Below are 19,765 nucleotides of genomic sequence, written 5' to 3'. Positions count from 1 at the left end.
GGGTCGGCAGGCTCGACACCACCGCGCGCCGGACGCGGCCCTGAGGAGGCGGCTGCTGTGGTGGGCGCGTCGGTCGTCGTTCTCGCTGTGGGGGCAGCAACCGCGTACGCCATCGCGGCGAACCTCAAACACGTCAGCGCGGGCCAGGTGCCCGACGCGGGGAACCTGTCCGGCCAAGCGGTCGCCCGCTTCGTGCGCGCCACGATCACGCACCGGCTCTGGCTGCTGAGCATCGTCGTCGACCTGGTCGGCGCCTCCCTCCAGATCCTCGCTCTGCGCCGCGGCGCGCTGTCGGTGGTGCAACCCCTGCTCGTCAGTGGGCTCGTGATCGCCCTGGTGCTCCGCGCTGGGTCGGGCGGTCGGGTGCGACGGGCCGAGATCGTCTGGGGTGCCGTCCTCGCGGCCACGCTCGGCGCGTTCCTCGTCGTCGCCGGGGTCGGACCGACCGGACGAGGTGTCGGTACCTCGGCGGTCGACGTACGACCCGCCGTGGCCGTGGCGGCCTGCGGTCTCCTGCTCGTCGGGTCCTGCGTGGTGGTCGCCCGCCGGCGGCGGGGGCGCGGAGGCTCGGCCGTCGTGCTCGGAGTCGCGGTCGGGCTGGTGAACGCGTCGACAGCGGCGATGCTCAAGTCGTTGACCACGATCGCGCGGCACGGTGTCCTCGCCGTGGGCGCCAGCTGGCAGCTGTACGTCCTGGTGGGCCTCGTGGCTGCGGCGATGTTCCTGAACCAGCTGGCCTTCCAGTCCGGGCCGTTGTCCGCCAGTCTGCCGGTCATCGCGTCGGTCGACCCCCTGGCGAGCGTCGCCATCGGGGTGGTCGTCTTCGACGAGGCGATGCGGAACGGAGCGCTGGCGTCGGCCGCGCTCGTCGCACTGTCGGGCGTGCTCGTCGCAGCCGTCACCGCCTTGACCCGGAGTTCGACCCGCGTCGCGGAGACGCCGCGGCCGGGGCACGTGCCGCATCCTGTCGGGATCAGCCGGTCGTCGTGAGTGGGGGCGCGCAGACCGGGTTGGTCATCACCGTCACCGACACCGCGCCGAACGGGCGCTCGGCGGCGATGTCCCAGTCGTCCACGACGGAGGGTTCCGTTCCCTCGGCGTTCCGCGTGTGCGCGGGGTCGACCCGCACGGCGTCGCCGACGACGACGACCCGGCAGGTACGGGCGAGCTTCTCGCGCACCAACGACGGCGTCTGCTGGTCGATCGCCAGAGGGTCCGTGCCGACCCCGCCCGGCAGCGCCACGTCTCGAAGCGCACCGCGCCGTGCGTACAGGTCGAACCCCAGCCGGGCTGACGACGGCGCGAACACGACGGACGTTCCTGTCGGCACCTCGTGGAGTGCGAAGGCCGCTGCACCGCGGTAGTCCTCGTACTTCCACGGGTGCATCCCCTGCACCGTCGAGGTCACGACCGCGGCCACCAGGACGGCTGCGCCGAGCACCCGCACCGGCACCCCGGCCAGCCTCGGCGCCCCTCGGGCCACCACGACACCGACGACGACCGCGACCATGGGCAGGGTCAGCAGCGCGTACCGCGCCACGAGCACCGGACGCACGAGATCGACGGCCGTCAACACCACCAGCGGCCCGCAGCACCACCAGCCCAGCGCAAGCCGCGTGCCGCTGAGGCGCAGCGGGCGTACCCGCAGGGCCGCCACGGCAACGGCGAGCAGCGGGACCACGACCGCGACTCCCCCACCCACGCGGAGTGCGACGCTCGTGACCTGCAACGCGCTGGCCGGCGGTATCCACCCGATCTCACTGCCCTGCCGCGCCGCGATCGCGACCAGCGGCGCCACGGCGCACGCCGCCAGCACGAGCACGGAGACGGCCCGGCCCCGCGACCGCCGGCCACCCGCCATCAGGAAAGCCGGCCACACCAGCACGGTGAACAGCTGCAGCCAGGCGGCGGTCGCCAGCAGCAGCACGACGACCGCTGCAGAGCGCAACGATCTGTCCGGGCTGGGTCGGGTCCACACGGCCCACGCGGAGACGACCGCCAACGCGGCGAGGGTGTAAGGACGGGCGTCGGCCGCGTAGAACGCGAACAGCGGCAGGACGGCCAGCAGGCCGCCCGCCCACACGCCGGCCACCACCCCGGCGTGCCGCCGCGCGATCGACGCGACCACCACGCATGTGACCACGGCGGCCACCGCGCTCGGAAGCCGCCACCACGTCTCCGTGGGGCGGACACCGATCGACACCAGGAACCACGCCCAGCCGTGCACGAACACGTAGTACAGACCGAGCACAGCATCGGTGTGGTGCGTCGTCGCGATGATCGCGTGCACCGGCCGGGTCGACACCGCGACCGTCACCGACTCGTCCCACGACAACGGCTGCCGCCGGGCCATCGCGGCGCACGCGCTCAGCGCGGCGATGACCGGGACGATGGCGCCGCGCAACCTGCTGGGATTCACCGTGAGCGGGTCGCGGCGTCGTCCCGTTCGGTCCGGTCGAGTCCGGTGAAGGTGAGCAACAGGACCACCGCGAGGATGACGGCCAGGAAGATGAGGCTGGTGGCGAGGGTGCCGAGGCCGAGGCCACCGTCGGCCGGGTCGAGTCCGAAGTAGTCACCGAGGTTCGCACCCAGCGGCCGCGTCAGGATGTAGGCCAACCAGAAGCACAGCACCGGTCCGGCGCCCAGACCCCAGGCGGCCACGACGGCGACGATCAGTCCGGCGGGCAACAGCACCGCTGCACCCGGCGTCCAGCCGGTGAGGTCGAGGGTCCAGTCGCCGGCCGCGGTGCCAAGGGCGAACGTCACGAGCACCGCCAGCCAGTACCAGGCCTCACGGCTGCGCGTCGTGATGCTGTGGATCGACAGCGTTCCCTCGCGTCGGTACCAGACCGCGAACACCAGGACGAGAACGACCGCGAACACCGACGTGCTCAGCCACAGTGGCACGCCGCGGGCATCGGTGAGGTTGTCGGTGAGCAGGGTTCCGACCACGCTGACCAGCACGACGACGGTCCAGTAGATCGCGGGTACGTACCGGTGCACCGAGAACTGCGCGACCAGCGCCGCCACCAGCGCGACCCCGAACAACACCGTGGTCCCGGTCAGGCCGACCCCGAGGGTCTCGTTGACGTAGTCGGCGAGGCTCTCCCCGACCGTGGTGCACAAGATCTTCACGATCCAGAAGAAGACCGTGACCTCGGGGACCTTGTTCAGCAGCTGCCCGGCCGGGGATGTCGTCCGAGCCGAACGCACGGTGCGGGGTGTCGTCATGCGCGGCAGCCTCGCGAACCGACGTGTATCACCCGTGAAGACCACAGGTCAGGGCACCGGGAGCCGCGACGGTGCTCCCTGCACCCTCACCACGATCGTCGCGGTGATGACCTGCGCACACAGCAGACCGATCAGCACGACGAGCTGGAACTCGGCGGCCGCGACGGGGGACGCACCACCGAGCAACGCACCCACGAAGGCGCCCGGGAGCGTCACGAGCCCGACCGTCCGGGTCTGGTCGAGCCCCGGCACCAACGCCTCCGCGGCCGCGGCCCTCGCGACGTCGCGGACGGCCTCCCGTGGTGTGGCGCCGATCGCGAGCCACGCCTCCACCTCGTCACGCCGCCGGAGCAGACCTTCCCGGAGGTGCCTGCCGGCGAGGGTGGCGGCGGTCATCGTGCCGCCGATGACGATGCCCGACACCGCGACGAGCGTGCGGACGTCCCGGTCGAGCGTGGGCAGTCCCACGATGACCCCGACGGTGACGGTCGATCCTGCGACGCAGCCGAGCACCACCGCGGTCCACGCGCGTTCCGAGCCCTGCAGTCGACGCGCTGCCGTCACCACCGCGGTCGACAGCATCACCGCGACGACCACGACGGTGAGAGCCGGTTGGGCGAACACCCCACGCAGGGCCGTGGCGACGACGGCGAGTTGCACGACCGCCCGCGCACTCGCGGTGAGTTGCGCCCGCGAGACGCCGAGGCGTGCCCGGTGGCCGACAACGGTGGCCACGACCAGGAGGATCGCGACACCCAACGCCATCCGACTCCACGCTTCCACACCGGCACCCTCGCATCTGCCGCCCGGCCCGAGGGGAGGACGCCGCGCTGAGCTACACGTGCGCTACATCGGAGCCCTCCTAGCGTCACGTCGTGTCCACCCTCGGAGGTCGTCGTCGGACGAGGCCTCCCCGGGGGCGGTCGCGGGTGGTCGTGGCGCTGCACGCTCATCCGGACGACGAGTCGTTGCTCACCGGCGGCACCCTCGCGACCCTGTCGGCGAACGGGCACCGGGTGGTGCTCATCGTCGCGACCGACGGCGGGAACGGCCTGACGGGCGCCAGCACGGGCGACCTCGGTGCCCGCCGTACGACCGAGCTCGCACAGGCCGCCTCGGTCCTCGGCGTGCACCGGATCGTCCGGCTCGGCTACACCGACAGCGGCAGTACGGGCGCTGAACCCGACGGTTTCTGCCAGATCGACGTCGGCGTCGTCGCCGATCGGGTGTGCGAGGTGCTGCGGGAGGAGGACGCTGACCTGCTGCTCGGGTACGACCGGGAGGGCGGATACGGGCATCCCGATCACCGCCATGTCCACACCGTTGCCGAGGTCGCCGCGCAGCGATCCGGTACACGGTTGCTTCATGCAACGGTCGATCGGACATGGCTGGACCGCGGGATGCGCCTCGCGGGTCGGTTCCACCTGCTTCCGGACGGCGTGGATCCCCGTTCCGCGCTCGACTGGTACTGCGATCCCGGTCAGATCACCCACCGTGTGCGGGCCCGACGTGCGGCACCCCTGAAGCGGCGTGCCCTGCGGTGCCACGCGTCGCAGATGCAGGGTGCGGACACCGCGGTTCGTACGGTGCAACTGCTGTCGCGTCTGCCCCTCCCGTTGTTCCACCTCGTCGCCGGCACGGAGTGGTTCGCGGAACCCGGCGCCCTGCCGGGCCGGCGACCGCTCGCGGACCTGTTCGCCGTCGCACCGGGGCCGACCCCGTGAAGATCGTGCACCTGACCGACACGTACGCCCCGATCGTCGGGGGTATCGAGCGTCAGATCGCGCGGCTCGCCACGCTGCAGGCGGCCGCGGGTCACGACGTCACCGTGGTCAGCGGCCTCAGAGCGTCCGGTCCGGTGCACCGGATCGAGAACGGTGTCGTCGTGCGCCGCTCGTCACATCCCGTCAGCCGACTGCGCGCCCTGCCGCTGCGCGTCGACGACATGGACGCCGACGTCTTCCACGCGCACCTGTCGGTGCTGTCGCCGGGCACGGTCCGGTCTGCGATGTTGGTGCGATCGGTGCGACTACCGCTCGCGGTGACCGTCCACTCCATGTGGCCGAACTCCCCCGCGCTGGCGCGAACTGCCGTGCGGCTCACTGGTCTCGACACCGCCGGTGTGGCCTGGTCGGCCGTGAGCCGGGCCGCGGCGACCCGGGTGCGAGCGACACTCGCCTTCGGGAGAGTCGTCGACGTGGTGCCGAACGCCGTCGACACCACGTGGTGGGCCAACCCGTCGCCGTCGCCCGTCCGCACCAACGGCCGGGTCACGGCTGCGGTGGTCGGACGTCTGGCGCATCGCAAGCGGGTGCTGCCGTTCCTCCGAGCGCTCGCGTCGGACTGGCCCAGGAACCTGGACGTCGCGGTGATCGGCGCGGGTCCGCAGCGCCGAGCCATCGCCCACCTCGCCCACCGATGCGGACTGGAGGACCGGATCCAACTGCTGGGCGCCTGCGCGCAGGGCGCCATCCGGAGCACCCTGCACCAGGTCGACCTGTTCGTGGCGCCGTCACCCTTCGAGTCGTTCGGGATCGCCGCCCTGGAAGCCCGTGCGGCAGGACTCCCGGTCCTCGCTCGGGGGGGAACCGGTGTCTCGGACTTCATCGCAGACGGCGTCGACGGCTGGTTCGCCGACGACGACGCTGCACTCGGAGAGATGTTGCGCTCCCTGGCCGGCAGACCAGCGGAGGTCCGCGCAGCGAAGACGAGCGCACGACACCGCCCGCCACCACTGGATGAAACTGTGGCGACCGTTGCCGTCGACCGCCTCTACGACCGCGCGATGTCGCAGACCCGTGGCGTGGTCACCGCGGCCCCGATCGACCTTCCTGGCTTCGGGATCCACGTACCGGTGACTGACCAAGTCGCCTGAGAACGTCGGGAGGCCGTGGACCCTCCGGCGCCGTCTGGATCACCCATGGCTGATGACCGCCACTACACGCAGTGCGGCGACGTTCACGCGAGCGGGGCCGAGCGGTGCTTGCAAAGTCCGCAGGGCAGACAGAACGCCGAATACGTGCGCTCGTCTGACGAACAATGACTGTCGTCTGCTGGCACATAACTACAGAGCACGACAGGGCGTTACCACGCAGATCGTGCGCCGGCCCACAGTCCTTCAACTTTCGACTTGCCGTTTCAGTTGACCGACCAGCGCGGAGCGCGCCGTGACTTGCTGTGCGTCAGCTGTGAGCAGCTTAATGCCACGTATGCCGTGCGCTTAGTTGACCAATCGCGGATCACCGGTGTCCAAGCGTTGCGCCGCCCACTGCGTACGGTTCAGCCGTCGAGTAGCACCGGCTGTAGCACATTTCCGCTCGCGCACCGCATTCGGTTTGCGAAAAGGCGGACCGCCCGTGCGGTGCGGTTTACCTAGTGCCAGGTGTCGGCTGTGCGATGCTGCCGTCTGCGCAGGTCACTTTGCTCTGCGTTGCACAGGGAGGCGGGGCCATGGGGCAGAGTGCAACCAGGACGCAGCATGCGCTGCGGCTGCTGGTGCTGCTGCGCGTTTGCTCTGAGCAGCTCGGAGGCGTCGACCCGGCGGGCATGTCCGGTGTCATTCGCGCCGAGAAGCGGCTGCAGGCACTAGATTTCTGGCTGCGCAACCCCGACTACCTCGCCGACGAGATACTCAATCTGGTCCTCGTCGGCACGCTGGGCGAGGCCTGGGTATCCACGGCGCGCGATCTGCTAACCGAGTCGGAGCCGCAGCTGCACCACTACCCGATGCCCAAGTGGTTTTACGGCGCCTACGAGGCCGTCGATGACGCGATGTCACTGCTCGAGACGTACGGACTGGCAAGAATCCAGCGCAAGGGAACGCCGCCGAGGAGCCTGCAAAACTCATTTTTTCTCACGGATGACGGTGCGGTCGCGGCCGACACTCTGGCCACCGCTCAGGGACTGTCCTGGTACGTGACGCAGGCGCAGCTCGTGTGCCAGGTGGCCGGTGGCGACTCCGGCAACAAGCTGAAGGAACGGCAGTACGCGCAGGAGGAGTACGCGGCGGCGCGCTGGGGCCAGCCGATCTCGTCGATCGAGGAGCAGGTTCGCAGGCGATTGGACGAGGACTTCGGCGAGCTCGCCGTCGGTGTGGACGCTGCGGAGAGGAGTGGTTCGGCATGAGCACGCTCGGACAGGAGGTCGCGGCCAAGCTCGAAATGGATGTCGCCGACGTGGACAAGATCCTCGCTGCTCATCACGTGTCGACCGCACCGAAGCCCTCGGCCGCCGCCCGGCTGCGTCTGGGTTCGTTGCGGTTCAGCGCCATCAAGCACCTGACCGGTGTGCACGCCGACGGCACCGAGGACGCCGACGCTGGATACACCGAGGACGTGACCGTGGAGTTCATGTGGGACTTCGCCTCTGGCCTTCATGGGGTCGGCAGCGAGAAGAACTTGCGGGGCAAGTCGAGCATCACCCGCATCCTGCTGTGGGCGCTGCGAGGACGCTGCGACCTGCGCGAGGACGTGCGAAAGTGGATCCGGCAGGTCGAGGTCGACTTCGCCATCGACTCCGTCAGCTACCGGCTGTCCTTCGAGGTGGCCGACGGTGTGCCCACCGGGACTCTGGCCCGGCGACACGGTGAGAACTGGACCCATCAGGGCAGCTTCAAAGACGACGCGGAGTTCGAGGACACGATGGGCGCGGTCATGATGGGCGCGCTGTCGCTTTCGGCCATCGCCGCCACGCAGGAGGGCAAGCGAACGACGCACTCGTGGCCGACGTACGCCGGTGCTCTGGTGGTGCGCGGCGACTCGCTCGATCTGCTGCTCGGCGACACGAAGTTCGGCGGCCTGCCGAGCCGGCTTCTGCAAATGTTCGTCGGCTCTGAATGGGCCGCCGCCCGCGCGGAGGCAGCCAGTGCACATTCGGTCGCCAAGACGGAGCTAATCAAGCTGGAAGCGCAGGTTGCCGCCGCAGTCAAGGCCGGCTCGACTTCGTTCGCCGTCGCCGAGCAGGCAGTCGAGCAGGCCAAGGCCACGCTCCGGGCGCTGCCCGCGCCCACGCAGGCCATCGCCGATGTCGAGGCGGCACTGACGTCGGTCGCCGATCTGGACGGGCAGATCCAGACCGCGACTACGCTCACTACCGAAGCCAAGCTTCATCACGACCGGATCGGCCAAGACCTCAAGCTCGCGCAGATCGCCACCAACGCCGCTTACGAGGACGTGCTCGCACGCCGGTTCTTCCAGCAGCTGCGTCCCACGGTTTGCCCACGGTGCTCGGCGCCCGTGACTAGCGAACGTCGCGCGCAGGAGGCGAGCGGGCACTCCTGCTCAGTGTGCGTTACCGAGCTAGACCTGGATGCGTTTGCGCACGGTGAGCTGACCGGCGCGGCAACGATGGTCGCGACTGCGCCTGCAAACGGCCAGTTCGGCTCGGTCGAAGGTCCGGTGACCGGTGCGCTCGGCGTGCACACGCACGCAGCCAACACCGATGACGGGGAGGACGAAGACGTTGTCGACGACATTGCTGCGCTCTCGAGCGCCCTGGCGGACGCGGCCGACCGGTTGGCGGAGCGACGCGCTGAGCTGAAGGCGCTCACCGACCGCCGTGAGGCGACAGCGACAGTCATCTCCGCCGCCTCAGGACAGTCGCAGCTCGCTCAGACACGCCGCGACGCCGAGATCGCGCTCGCACGGGCTGAGGTGTTGCGCAGGCGCTGCGCCCGGAAACCGCGCCGACCGCTCCCGACGCGGCCGACATGGAGCAGCGAAGCATTGCCGTCGAGGTGCTTGACGCAGCGGAGAAGATCACGACCGGGTGGGTCACTACCCCCCAGCGTGACCGGTTGGAGACGCTCTCAACGCGCATCACCGACCTGGCGCGTTCGTTCGGCATGTCGAACCTAACCGCGGTCAGCCTGGACGGTGGCGCCCGGATGAAGGTCACCACCGGCGGACAGGACACGTCATTCTCCAAGTGCGAGCGCGGCGAGATGCTCCGGCTCAAGGTGGCGACCGCGATCGCGCTCATCGAGCAGGCGCACGCTTCCGGCGTTGGGCGGCATCCGGGGCTGCTGTTCGTGGACTCGCCAGGTTCGGAGGAGATGGATGACGATGACTTCGACACCATGATTGGCTCTCTCAACGAAGCCGCGACCGCCTCCGACATTCAGGTCGTTGTCGCGACACGGCACGTCAACTCGCTCGTGGAGCTACTCGATACGCCACGGCTCCGTATTGCTCGGGGCACGGCCTTCGTGTGGTGAAGCGCAGACGATGGCAATGCCGCCTCTGTGCGGCACCATCGCGGTGATGGTGAGGGGAGCAGGAGGGACCGGCGATGACACCTGAGCAGTTGCTCGATCTCGTTGATGGCCTGCCCTGGGGTCGTGCGCTCGAGCGGTCGGATATGCCCGAGGACGCTGTTCTCACCGATGCGCTTGCGGTGCTGGCCGGCCATCCGCGGCTGCCGGCCATCGCCAGCATGCTGTGCGCGCACGCCAGCACCGACCACGTGGAGCCTGCGGTGCTAACCGCGCTGTGCCAGACGGTTCTAGCGACTGACTCCCCGTCCGTGTTCGCCGACGCACTCGACGCCTTAGTTGCCAGCGCGGCGACACTGACCTTCAACGGCTCGCTACTCGCGTCGCAGCTGCTGGCCCAGGGCGGTCCTCCCGCCGCCGACGCGGATGCTTGGCAAATTCAGCGTGCGGCGGATGCGCTTGCTGTCGCGACCCGACTGCGCCTGGGCGGGTTCAGCGTCCGGTACGACTTGCTATCGGTTTTGTCTGGAATCGCCGGCCCGGCCCCCACGCCTTGGTCACGGTCGGCGGCCCGCTCGGTACTGGCGTGCATAGAGGCGTGGCCCGAGAGTGTCGACCTGCTTGTGTGCCTAGAGCGTCTCGCTGGTATCGCAGCTCCGCTGCCCTCGCACACCGGTCCCAGCAAGCCGGCGGATGAGCAGGAGTCCGACTTCGCCTCGGCCATAGCGCGGGTAGAGATCCTTCGGGCGCTTCGCTCGCAGGCCCGCGACCAAGCCGTCGAACATCTGGATCGAGCTCGGCGTCTTCTCGCGCCAGCGCTCGCCCACGACGACCGCTCCGATTCTGAGGTGCTGGACGCGATTGCCGCCCTGATCACAGATCTGCTGTTGACGGCGTCGATCACCGACACCGTCCTCATTGACAGGATCCACGTGGCGGTCGCCGAGCACGCGTGGCTGGACCCGGGCGTGAACCACTGGGTCGGCTCCCGGGTCGCCGCCGGCCATGTCGCGTGGGCCAAGCTCGCCACTGCACTGGAGTACGCGCGGGAGCGCCTGGCGGAGCCGAGCTGGCTGCATGCGGCCGCAGTCCTGGAGAACATCGTCGACCTGTACCGGACCACCCGGTCCATGCGCGCGTTCCGCCGCAGCGAGGACAGCGCAGCCGTCTTGGACGTTGTCGCGCCGATGATTGAGTCCGGCTTCGCAGCGCGGGCAGCGCTGCTCCATCATTTGGCCGCCTACACCGCCGAGCTGGACAAGCTCGCCGACACCGGCGTTGCGAGCGAGCAGCAGCTGGCTGACTTGCCTATCGCTCGCAACCTGCTCGATGTTGTCGCTGAACGAACACGCGCCGGTGATGCCGACCCAAAACGCTCAGCCGGCGTCGACGCGGATTCACCGTTGTCGGACTCGCCGGCTGACAAAGCTGTGGCCGGCGTCGTACGCGAGGCGATGGCCCGGGCATCCTTGGCGCGTCAGACGACCGGGTCGCTGGTCGTGGACGCCGTGCTCGAGATCATCCACGACGGGCTTGCAGGCTCCGCTGATTATCGAGACATGCCGGATGTGGCCCCGGCAGTGGATCTCGTTAGCAGCCTGCTCGTCAGCTTCCTCTACGCACGCGAGCGGGCGACGTCCTCGATGCGTTCATACTTGTTCAACCAAGACGCCAGCGAGGAAGACCTTGCCCGCGATGTGCAGGACTACTTGGTCGGCTGTGGCCAGCTCGGTTCCGTCCGCACCGAGGTTCGCCGTGTGGGCGGCGGACGGGTCGACATTGAGTTCGCATTCGCCGGCTTCAACCTCTACGTAGAGCTCAAGGCCGACAGTACGGCTGTTCCGCTGGCAGACAAGTTTGCCTATCAACGCCAGAGCGCGGCCTACCAGAGCACCGATCCACGCGTTGGCTTCCTGCTCGTGCTGAAGATCCTCAAGCCCAAGTCGGTGCCTGGGCACCTGAGCGAGAACGTCGAGGTCGTCGAGGTGACCGATGACGCTGGTGGCATTCGGCACGTCGTCGCGCTGGCGCTGTCGGGTGGGCGGACCAGCCCATCGTCGATGTGACGAGCCCCTGGCGATCATCGGCTCAGGTTTGGTTGGCGATGATGGGTCGTACGTTGATGAGCCGCTCGGCGCCGGTCACCCAGACCCTGCTTCGACCGCGACACGTCGCATACCGAGCAGAAGTTCTGTACAGCCGATGACAACCGACTCCGCCGCCCAGATCGAGGCGTACGGGCTCGTTCACGTTGACGCGGTCGGCGTCCGTCGGATCGGCTCGGCCGGCGGACGCTACTCGAACGGTTCCTGGCGGAACGTGCCGCCCTTACGCCAGATGACGTCGACGCTCAGCTCGTGCGTCCTGGCGACCTCCCGCGCGAGTGGGGACGGCTCACCCGGGAGCAGGATCGCGACCCGGTCGACGAGGTCAGCGTCACGGTTGGCGATCGTCCGGTACAGCATGGCCTGCCCCACGGCGCCGAGCACGACGACGTCGTCCACGTAGGCCTTGGCTTCGATGATGAGCCGGCGCTCACGGTCGAAGATGTCGGCACGACGATCGTCGAGTCGGTACTCGCGCTCAACGCGGTGAGGAAGCGTCGCGATGTACTCGGCGCAGAGCTCAGCCTCGACGATCTGCTCGAGCTCGACTCGTGCCGCCACGTCCAACGTGGGGTCGGCGAGGATCGCCGCCTCACCCATCCGCGACCAGTAGGCGCGGTGGCAGGCGAGCCGCTTGCCCTTCAGCACCTCGTGCATGGCCCAGTAGACGTCGCAGTGTCGGTAGCGACCGCCCAGCTCGACGAAGCAGTCGTAAATCTTGCGACTGCGTTTGCCGTCGCTCGGTCTGGGCCACCCGAGGCCGAGGACGGCGTCGGCCACCTCCGGCAACGGCGCGTACCCCGCGTCGCTCGGCAGGCCCGGTCGTCGGAACCGGTCGACGTCGTACTGGATGGCTCCGGTCCACTCGAGATCGAGCACGGCTCGCAGAAGGCCGTCCGCCGACTCCTCACTCGACCGCCCGTGCTGCGTCTCCAAGTGAAGCTTGACCTCGTCCCAGGTGACGGTCCGGTCGAGGTACTGCTCGATGTAGCGGGTAGCGATCGCGTCGAGGTGATCCCGGTTCTGGCTGCGGACCCTCGCCTCCGTGCCCGGGTACGGAACCGCCACCTCGACGCCGCCTTCCCTCCGCTCGACCGCTGCACGCTCGGCGTACACGCTTTCGTCAACGTATCGCGGATGGCGCGCCCGCTGCAGCTGACCCGACACAACGGGCGCCGACCGGGGTCGCAGCTCGCCTGAACCACGAGTCGTGGAGGATGCTGCGCTCGTGGTCACGAACAGGATCAGGGCCAGCCGAGCGCCATTCGCCGTCCCGGACGTCGACGAACGCAAGGCGAGCGTCGTACGCGCCGTCGAGGCTCTGCTGCAAGCTGATCTGCGCGCCGACGATCTACGCGCATTGCTGAACGCAGCCCTCTGGAGATACACCGAGTTCCACGCCAAGTACAAGTTCGCGATCCGGTACCGCACGCCGGCCGTCTTGGATTCGGCGCCGGTCACGATCCAGCACGAGCACGTGGTGCAGCGTGCGTGGTTGATCGACCGGATTACCGCCGAGCCGGACAAGATGCGCGGCTACCTGAAGCTCGCGGTCGCGTGTGTGGTGACAAAGGACGAGCACCAGCAGCTGGACTCGCCAGCCTTTGGATGGCAACGGTACGTGGATGCCGGACTGACGGTGGTGGACACGGTGACGATGCAACCCCTCGATCTCGAGGTCGCTGTCGCTGCGCAACGAGCTCTACTTAACGCCTTAGATGAACCACTGCCATCGGGGATGGCGGACCCGGACGACGACGAGACGCTGGCCCGGATCGAAGCTCTGGGCGCCCATCGCGGCGACCGCGACGTTCACATGGCCGTGTACGGCGCCCTGACCGATGCCGGGTACGTCGTGCCCGCTCACGGCGGCTCGGGTTACGTCTCGTTCCACGATCCCGCCACCGGCACGAACTTCCTGAACCTGACTCCGACCCTCGCCTGGCTGATGCGCGCGGATCTGCTCGGCGTGCTCGCTGCGGAACCGGACGTCGACACCGGCGGCCGGCACCCCAAGATCCGACTCGCGCAGCCGGACGCGGTCGCCACGCTTGAGCGACTCGCTCGGCAGTTCAAACGGTGAGAGCGTGCCGTGTCGCCGACGATCCTCAATCCGTGACACGGCTGCGTGAGGCAGCACCAGAACCAGGCTCGCCTCGGTCTCGACGAGCCAGGTTCTGGTGGCGAGAGTCCTAGTCACCTGCGACAGCCGCTAGAGACGAGCACCGCTCAAGACCGTCACCGGTGCGCTCCGAATCGAACAATCTGTGCGCGCCCCGAACTAAAGACCAGTCGCCCAGAAAGAGGCTTCTTTGTATGGCGCGCGAGACCGGATTGTCACCCATGACCTGGCGCACGGTCCCTACGTGTGCTGACGCGCAGACCGTCTTGGAGCCGACTCGAATCAGCCGCTGGTAAGCGGACTGCGAGGAGAAGTTAAGCTCACCGTCCTGTCGAGCTGCTGGAGGTCCCCATGCGCGCCGTTCACCTGCTGGTCTCCCTCGTATTGCTCACCGGTGTCGCCGGCTGCAGCTCGAGCCTATCTTCATCCTCGCCCACCGAGTCCGGCTCCGACGCACAGAAGACCATGCCGTCCGTGACGGGCCAGAAGTTGGACGTAGCGGAGGACGCCATCGAGAGCGCCGGAGGGGACCCGGACAAGATCAAGATCATCGGGGGTGGGGCGCTGGGCGTAGCGGTGAAGTCGAACTGGACAGTCTGCAACCAGGTGCCGGCGGCAGGTGAGGCGTTGACAAGCGAGCCGGAGCTCACCATCGAACGAGAGTGCACCACCGCCAGCACGTCCGCATCGGTGTCGTCGTCCTCGCCCGCCTCTTCGCCCACGCCGACAGCCGCTGGGGCCCTCACCGTCGCCAACAGTCCGGACCTGGCCGCGCTCCTGCAAGTCGGAGACGGATGCGATGCGTCGGTGGGGGCGTTCGCCTCGAAGTACGCCGGAAAGCAGATCGAGTTCGACGGAAGCATCTCCTCCTTGATGAACCACGGTGATGCAAAGACCCGCTACGACGTTCTGATCGCGCCAGGCGACGAAGGTGTCAACTCTTCCCGCGGACCAAACCTGAAGTTCGAGGACGTGAACCCGACGCTCGACCTGAACTTCGAGGGCCCAGTGCCGGACTCCATCGTCGAGGGCACAAAGTTGCACCTGGTGGCGGAGGTGGGCGACTACAACAGCACTCAATGCCTGCTCTTCTTGACTCCTGTCTCAACCCGGGCGCGGTAGCGGTACTGCCAGCGTTAGCAGCATCAGGCCGTCAACTCGATCGAAGATCGAACCCGATCACGCGCAGATCGAACGGTCTGGGCGCTGGCGGGCGCTTCGGCTGCGCGCCCAGATCGAGGCTTTTGAGTGCACTGGCGCGGACGCTGGGCGCCTCGCGGCACCACAGATCAGGTGTCACCTACTCGTGCAGCAACCCCACCCTGGAGCGGCTATCGTGGCCGCGGATGGGCTTGGCGGGCTAGGGCTGGACGACCGGCATCGACCGGGAGGCTGACGCACTGCGCGGATGACCGGGTTTGACGCCGTTGCGGCCGTCTTGTCCCGCCCCGGGTTTAGTGGAGGCTCGGTAGTGCCGGTTCGGCTGTTGCCGGACCGGTAATTGAAGCGTAGTGCTGGGTCTCGAACTCGACCGGTGGAATGAGCCCGATCTCGCCGTGCAGGCGTCGGTGGTTGAACCAGTCGATGTACTCGGCGACGGCGATCTCGAGGTCGTCAGTGGACCGCCACGGGCCCTTGTTGCGGATCAGTTCGGCCTTGAACAGCGAGTTGAACGCCTCGGCCATCGCGTTGTCGCAGGAGTCGCCGGTAGACCCGACCGAGGCGACGACGCCGGCCTCGGCGAGGCGTTCGGTGTAGCGGATGGCGAGGTACTGGACGCCCTTGTCGCTGTGGTGCACCAGGCCGTCGGTGTCGTGGCCGTGGCGGGTGGCGTCCCACAATCCCATCTCCAGTCGAGGGCGAGATCGGTGCGCAGGCTGCGCGACAGCTGCCAGCCCACCACCCGGCGGGAGAACACGTCCAGCACGAACGCGGCACAGACCCAGCCGGCGAACGTGCGGACGTAGGTGATGTCAGCGACCCAGAGCTGCCGCGGCCCGGCGGCGACGAACTGCCGGTCAACCAGATCCGGTCGGGTGTCTGGACCTGCTCCGGGCACCGTCGTGCGGGGGCCCTTCGCGCGGCTGATCCCGCGCAGGCCCCTTCTCTTCATGAGCCTTTCGACCGTGCACCGCGCGACCCGATGCCCGTCGCGATGCAGCTGCGCGTGCATCTTGCGGGCGCCGTAAACCCCGAAGTTGTCAGCGTGCACCTGCTCAATCACCTCGGTCAGGGCGGCGTCGGCGACCGCGCGCATCGACGGCGGCCGGGTCTTCGCGGCGTAGTAGCTGCTCGGGGCGATCTGCATCCCTGAGGCCCGCAGGGTCCTGCAGATCGGCTCGACCCCGAACCGCTCGCGGTGCTCGTCGATGTAGGCCACGATCACTTCAGTCGGCGGTCGAGCTCCGCCGCTGCGAAGACGCCGACGCCGTCTTGAGGATCTTGTTCGCTCGGCGCAGCTCCCGGTTCTCACGCTCCAACGACGCGATCCGCGCCGCCACATCGGTGCTAGTGCCCGGCCGGTGGCCGCCGTCGATCTCGGCCTGGTTCATTCAGTTGCGCAGCGTCTCGGGGTTGATCCCCAACTGCTTGCCTATCCGCGCCAATGCCCCCGGCCGCGTCGCCGGGTCACGCCGCGCCTCAACCGCCATCCTCGTCACCCGCTTCCGAATCTCGTCCGGGTACTTCCTCGGTGCGCCCATGACTCTCATCCTCCCGTGGATTGAGAGCCTCCATCAGACCCGGGGCGGGACAGACGTCCACATCACCTATCCGCCATATCCCGGCCGCTATGACGAGACCTGGCTTCTGGCAGCCGCGTCACGCCACAACGGCCGTCCGGGGTGAGGTCTCAGGTCGTGGTGTAACTCGGCTCTGACGGCGTGGGTGTCCACGTGCGAGGAGCCATCGTGTGATGGTCAGCGAGTTCACGCCAATGGACTCGACCGAAGGTCACATCACGCGATGGCTCTGGACCAGTCTGCCCTGCTCGAGGTGCTCGAGGTGCTCAAGGGCGCCGATGTCGAAGACCGGATTCGGTCGGCGGCGACCACGATCTACCAGGCGTTGATCGAGGCCGAGCTCAGCTCGGTGATCGGCGCCGGCCCGCATGAACGCAGCGATGCCCGCACCGCCCAGCGCAACGGGCACCGCCCGAAGACGATCACCACCATCGCCGGTGATCTGGACCTGCAGATCCCGAAGCTGAGGGCGGGGTCGTTCTTCCCGTCGCTGCTGGAGCGGCGGCGGCGGGTGGACCGGTCGCTGTTCGCGGTGATCATGGAGGCCTACCTGCACGGCACGTCCACCCGCAAGGTCGACGACCTGGTCCGGGCGCTCGGGGCGGACACGGGGATCTCCAAGTCGGAAGTGTCGCGGATCTGCCAAGAACTCGACACCGACGTCGCCGCGCTCCGTGACCGCACCCTGACCGAGGTCGCGTTCCCCTACGTGTTCCTCGACGCCACCTACTGCAAGGCCCGCGTCGGCGGCGACCCCAAGACCGGCGCGGGCTCCCGGGTCGTCTCCCAGGCCATCGTGGTGGCCACCGGCGTGTCCGCGGGCGGCCGACGAGAGGTGCTGGGCTTCGACGTCGGCGACAGTGAGGACGGCGCGTTCTGGACGGCGTTCCTGCGCTCGTTGAAGACCCGCGGGCTGCACGGCGTCGCGCTGGTCATCTCCGACGCCCACGCCGGACTCAAGGCCGCCATCGGCTCGGTGCTGCTTGGCACCGCCTGGCAGCGGTGCCGGGTGCATTTCCTGCGGCAACCTGCTCGCCCAGGTCCCCAAGGGCCACGGCGAGATGCTCGGCGCCGCGGTCCGCACCATCTTCGCCCAACCCGACGCCGCCCACGTCCGCGAGCAGCTCGGCGTCATCGCCGGCATGCTCGGCAAACAACACCCCAAGGTCGAGACGATGCTGCGCGACGCCGCACCCGACGTCACCGCCTTCGCCGACTTCCCCGTCGCGCACTGGAAGAAGATCTGGTCGACCAACCCCCTCGAGCGGGTCAACAAGGAGATCAAAAGCCGCACCGACGTCGTCGGCGTGTTCCCTAACCCCGCCGCCCTGCTGCGCCTGGCCGGCGCCGTCCTGGTCGAGACCCACGACGAATGGCAGGTCGCCGAACGCCGCTACCTGTCCGAAGGCTCCATGGCCCTGCTCACCCCCGCCGCCACCAACACGAAGGAGGTGGCAACACCGGCACTGCTCACGGCATGATCGACCAGCAACATCGCTGACCATCACCACCAGTTACACCACGCGATGGGACGTCACCCCGTCTGGACTACATTGTCTGTGAATAGTCCCCGTAGCAGCGTCGTGCAAGCTTTGAGAACAGCGCCGACGCGCAGACGTTCGCCGACGGGTTGGTCTCGTTGCACCTCTGGCAGGCAACGCCCAGCAATTGCCCCCCGTAGCGGATCGCATGGGCACGGCTCCGACATGGTCTCCTCGACCGGCTGAAGCTAGATGTAGCCGACACCGACGAGCAGGCCCCCGACCACGAAACACACGGCATGGAGTCCAAGCCGTTCCGCTCGCAGCGGAGCCATCAACGGCCCGGGCTGACCGCCGACCAGAAGCTCCCGCCGGACGCTACGATCTCGTCCAACCGAGGGAGGCGGGCCCGCGTGCGGACCGGGAGCAGCGCGGCGGAACTCGTGCGCAGCGCGACCGTTCTGGTATCGCGGCGTGCCACGACCGGAGCGGTCGAACGCCTCGGGTCCGGCTTCTTCGTCGCGCAGGGTCGGCTGCTCACGTGCGCCCACGTCGTCCGGCGGCACTCCGATCTGCAGGTTGAGTGGCAGGGAGGCACGTACCCCGCAACGGTGCTCGGCCTTGCGCCAGCCGCGCTGCCCACCACCGGCGCCGTCGGGTTCCCCGACGCGGCGGTCCTTGCCGTCACAGGTCTCGGGTCCCACCCCACAGTCGCCCTGACCGACACCGAGCCGCCCGTGGGTGCGCGGTTATACATTTACGGCTTCAGCAGTGTCCGTGCCGGCCATCCCGAGCCAGACAGCGCGGTTGTTACGTCCGCGGGCCCGGTCTCGGACGACGAACAGTTCGTCAAGCTCGTCGGCGGCCGGATCGCCGACGGCCAGAGTGGCGGGCCGGTGCTCGATCTCGAAACCGGACTGGTGGGCGCCATGGTCAAGCAAACCCTGGCGACGACCGAGCAGCGCGAAGGTGGAATCGCCATCCCCGTCGCCGCCGCCGTCGGCGTGCTGGCGACCGAGGACCTGCTCGCGGCGAACCGTGCCGAGCACGACGACACTGTCGAGGCCCTCGAGCGGGAACAGGTGACGCTCGAACCCCTGCCCAGGCTGGTGGTGAAGGACATCCAGTCCCCGGGCGCGGCCGCGCCACTGGGTCAGGCCCTACGGGAGGCCGGCATGCTCGCACCGAGACCCGCCGACCAGGACGACCCGCGGTGGGTGGGGCGCGCCCTGTTCCGGCTCACCCTCGTCCAGCTGAGCGGCGTCCTGCGCCAGGCCGACCTCGAGGACCAGCTCACCCGCAAGATCCTCTGGCGGGTGGGCTGTTGCGTCCCCGTCGACGACGAACCGTTGTCGTGGTGGATCCCGTCGGAGGCAGCCCAGGCGGTCAGGGCCGAGTGGCAGCAGACGGCGCCGAAGATCGTGGCCCTGGCCAGCCGGCACCCCAGCACCGGGACCCATCTCGCGCGCCGCGCTCTGTGCACCCGGGTCGACCCCGTGGCACTGCCGCCGATCACGGCCGAGACGGACCCGGGCGGCCTGCCCGGCGGGATGGCCGAGGCCATCAGCCGGATCCTCGGCCGCGCCCTCGGTTACGACGACGAGGACTGGGACGCCTTCCGGCCCGAGTCCGTGGCCCGGGCCCGCGAACAGAACCTTGTCATCGTCCTCGACCACGCCTTCCTCGGTGACGTCGAACTGCTCAGCGCGCTCCGTGAGGCGTTCGCGCCGCTGCTGTTCATGAGCAGCTACCGCGATCCGCCGGTCGCGGACCTGCCCGAGTTCGTCATGCACGTCCTGCCCGCCGTCGACCGACGGGTCGAGGGTGCCGCGGTGCAGGTGCTCACTCGGTTCGGACTCTGAGAAGGAATTGCC

14 protein-coding genes, 2 pseudogenes and 1 other annotated feature are annotated in these 19,765 nt (G+C 68.7%); of the genes and pseudogenes, 11 read left to right on the top strand and 5 right to left on the bottom strand.

Annotated elements, in window-relative coordinates; all coding sequences use genetic code 11:
* The first annotated feature begins 87 nt into the window (after positions 1 to 87).
* Positions 88 to 990: a DMT family transporter gene (locus ACXR2U_RS01895; RefSeq protein ID WP_458823224.1), complete on the top strand. Its 903-nt coding sequence runs from the start codon at positions 88 to 90 to the stop codon at positions 988 to 990.
* Here the strand turns inward: ACXR2U_RS01895 and ACXR2U_RS01890 are convergent.
* The 3 genes from ACXR2U_RS01890 to ACXR2U_RS01880 are packed head-to-tail and all read right to left on the bottom strand — an operon-like array spanning position 974 to position 4,014.
* Positions 974 to 2,419 (bottom strand): hypothetical protein, encoded by a 1,446-nt coding sequence (locus ACXR2U_RS01890; protein WP_458823223.1) that lies wholly within the window; start codon positions 2,417 to 2,419, stop codon positions 974 to 976. The two genes, ACXR2U_RS01895 and ACXR2U_RS01890, sit on opposite strands and share 17 nt — an antisense overlap.
* Positions 2,416 to 3,231, bottom strand: coding sequence for a COG4705 family protein (locus ACXR2U_RS01885; RefSeq protein WP_458823222.1), 816 nt, complete (start codon positions 3,229 to 3,231; stop codon positions 2,416 to 2,418). Before ACXR2U_RS01885 ends, ACXR2U_RS01890 begins: the two co-directional genes overlap by 4 nt.
* Before the next feature lie 48 nt (positions 3,232 to 3,279).
* Complete coding sequence (locus ACXR2U_RS01880) at positions 3,280 to 4,014, bottom strand: ABC transporter permease (RefSeq protein WP_458823221.1); 735 nt, start codon at positions 4,012 to 4,014, stop codon at positions 3,280 to 3,282.
* Positions 4,015 to 4,106: 92 nt separating this feature from the next.
* Here ACXR2U_RS01880 and ACXR2U_RS01875 point away from each other — a divergent pair, with 92 nt between their 5' ends.
* From ACXR2U_RS01875 to ACXR2U_RS01850, 6 genes are all read left to right on the top strand, one after another.
* A complete protein-coding gene (locus tag ACXR2U_RS01875; RefSeq protein ID WP_458823220.1) occupies positions 4,107 to 4,955 on the top strand; it encodes a PIG-L deacetylase family protein in 849 nt (282 codons plus the stop codon).
* Entirely contained in the window at positions 4,952 to 6,106 is a 1,155-nt protein-coding gene (locus ACXR2U_RS01870) for a glycosyltransferase family 4 protein (protein WP_458823219.1), read from the top strand. Before ACXR2U_RS01875 ends, ACXR2U_RS01870 begins: the two co-directional genes overlap by 4 nt.
* Before the next feature lie 575 nt (positions 6,107 to 6,681).
* Entirely contained in the window at positions 6,682 to 7,356 is a 675-nt protein-coding gene (locus tag ACXR2U_RS01865; protein WP_458823218.1) for a hypothetical protein, read from the top strand.
* The gene (locus ACXR2U_RS01860) at positions 7,353 to 9,086 is read left to right on the top strand and encodes a hypothetical protein (RefSeq protein WP_458823217.1); all 1,734 of its coding nucleotides are present in this window, start codon (positions 7,353 to 7,355) and stop codon (positions 9,084 to 9,086) included. The genes ACXR2U_RS01865 and ACXR2U_RS01860 overlap by 4 nt, the downstream gene beginning before the upstream one ends.
* Positions 9,026 to 9,445, top strand: a complete 420-nt coding sequence (locus ACXR2U_RS01855) for a hypothetical protein (RefSeq protein ID WP_458823216.1) — start codon at positions 9,026 to 9,028, stop codon at positions 9,443 to 9,445. Before ACXR2U_RS01860 ends, ACXR2U_RS01855 begins: the two co-directional genes overlap by 61 nt.
* A gap of 74 nt (positions 9,446 to 9,519) precedes the next feature.
* Positions 9,520 to 11,508 (top strand): hypothetical protein, encoded by a 1,989-nt coding sequence (locus ACXR2U_RS01850; protein ID WP_458823215.1) that lies wholly within the window; start codon positions 9,520 to 9,522, stop codon positions 11,506 to 11,508.
* A 228-nt stretch (positions 11,509 to 11,736) separates the two neighbouring features.
* On the opposite strand, the gene ACXR2U_RS01845 is transcribed toward ACXR2U_RS01850, so the two are convergent.
* Positions 11,737 to 12,840, bottom strand: a complete 1,104-nt coding sequence (locus ACXR2U_RS01845) for a hypothetical protein (RefSeq protein WP_458823214.1) — start codon at positions 12,838 to 12,840, stop codon at positions 11,737 to 11,739.
* Here ACXR2U_RS01845 and ACXR2U_RS01840 point away from each other — a divergent pair.
* Complete coding sequence (locus ACXR2U_RS01840; RefSeq protein WP_458823213.1) at positions 12,776 to 13,630, top strand: hypothetical protein; 855 nt, start codon at positions 12,776 to 12,778, stop codon at positions 13,628 to 13,630. The genes ACXR2U_RS01845 and ACXR2U_RS01840 overlap by 65 nt on opposite strands.
* Positions 13,631 to 14,143: 513 nt before the next feature.
* Positions 14,144 to 14,791: a DUF4839 domain-containing protein gene (locus tag ACXR2U_RS01835; protein WP_458823212.1), complete on the top strand. Its 648-nt coding sequence runs from the start codon at positions 14,144 to 14,146 to the stop codon at positions 14,789 to 14,791.
* A 332-nt stretch (positions 14,792 to 15,123) separates the two neighbouring features.
* Here ACXR2U_RS01835 and ACXR2U_RS01830 read toward each other — a convergent pair.
* Positions 15,124 to 16,371 (bottom strand): annotated as a pseudogene (locus ACXR2U_RS01830) (IS3 family transposase).
* Positions 15,963 to 16,093, bottom strand: a sequence feature (AL1L pseudoknot). Its footprint overlaps the pseudogene before it by 131 nt.
* Before the next feature lie 262 nt (positions 16,372 to 16,633).
* Here ACXR2U_RS01830 and ACXR2U_RS01825 point away from each other — a divergent pair.
* Positions 16,634 to 17,891 (top strand): annotated as a pseudogene (locus ACXR2U_RS01825) (IS256 family transposase).
* Positions 17,892 to 18,304: 413 nt separating this feature from the next.
* Positions 18,305 to 19,753 carry a S1 family peptidase gene (locus tag ACXR2U_RS01820; RefSeq protein ID WP_458823211.1) on the top strand — a complete coding sequence of 483 codons (1,449 nt, stop codon included), beginning with the start codon at positions 18,305 to 18,307 and terminating at the stop codon, positions 19,751 to 19,753.
* The last annotated feature ends 12 nt before the right edge of the window (positions 19,754 to 19,765 follow it).

The sequence above is a fragment of the Jatrophihabitans sp. YIM 134969 genome, assembly GCF_054456675.1.
The sequence above is the reverse complement of the archived record's forward strand: the minus strand, read 5'-3'. Positions and strand labels throughout refer to the sequence as shown.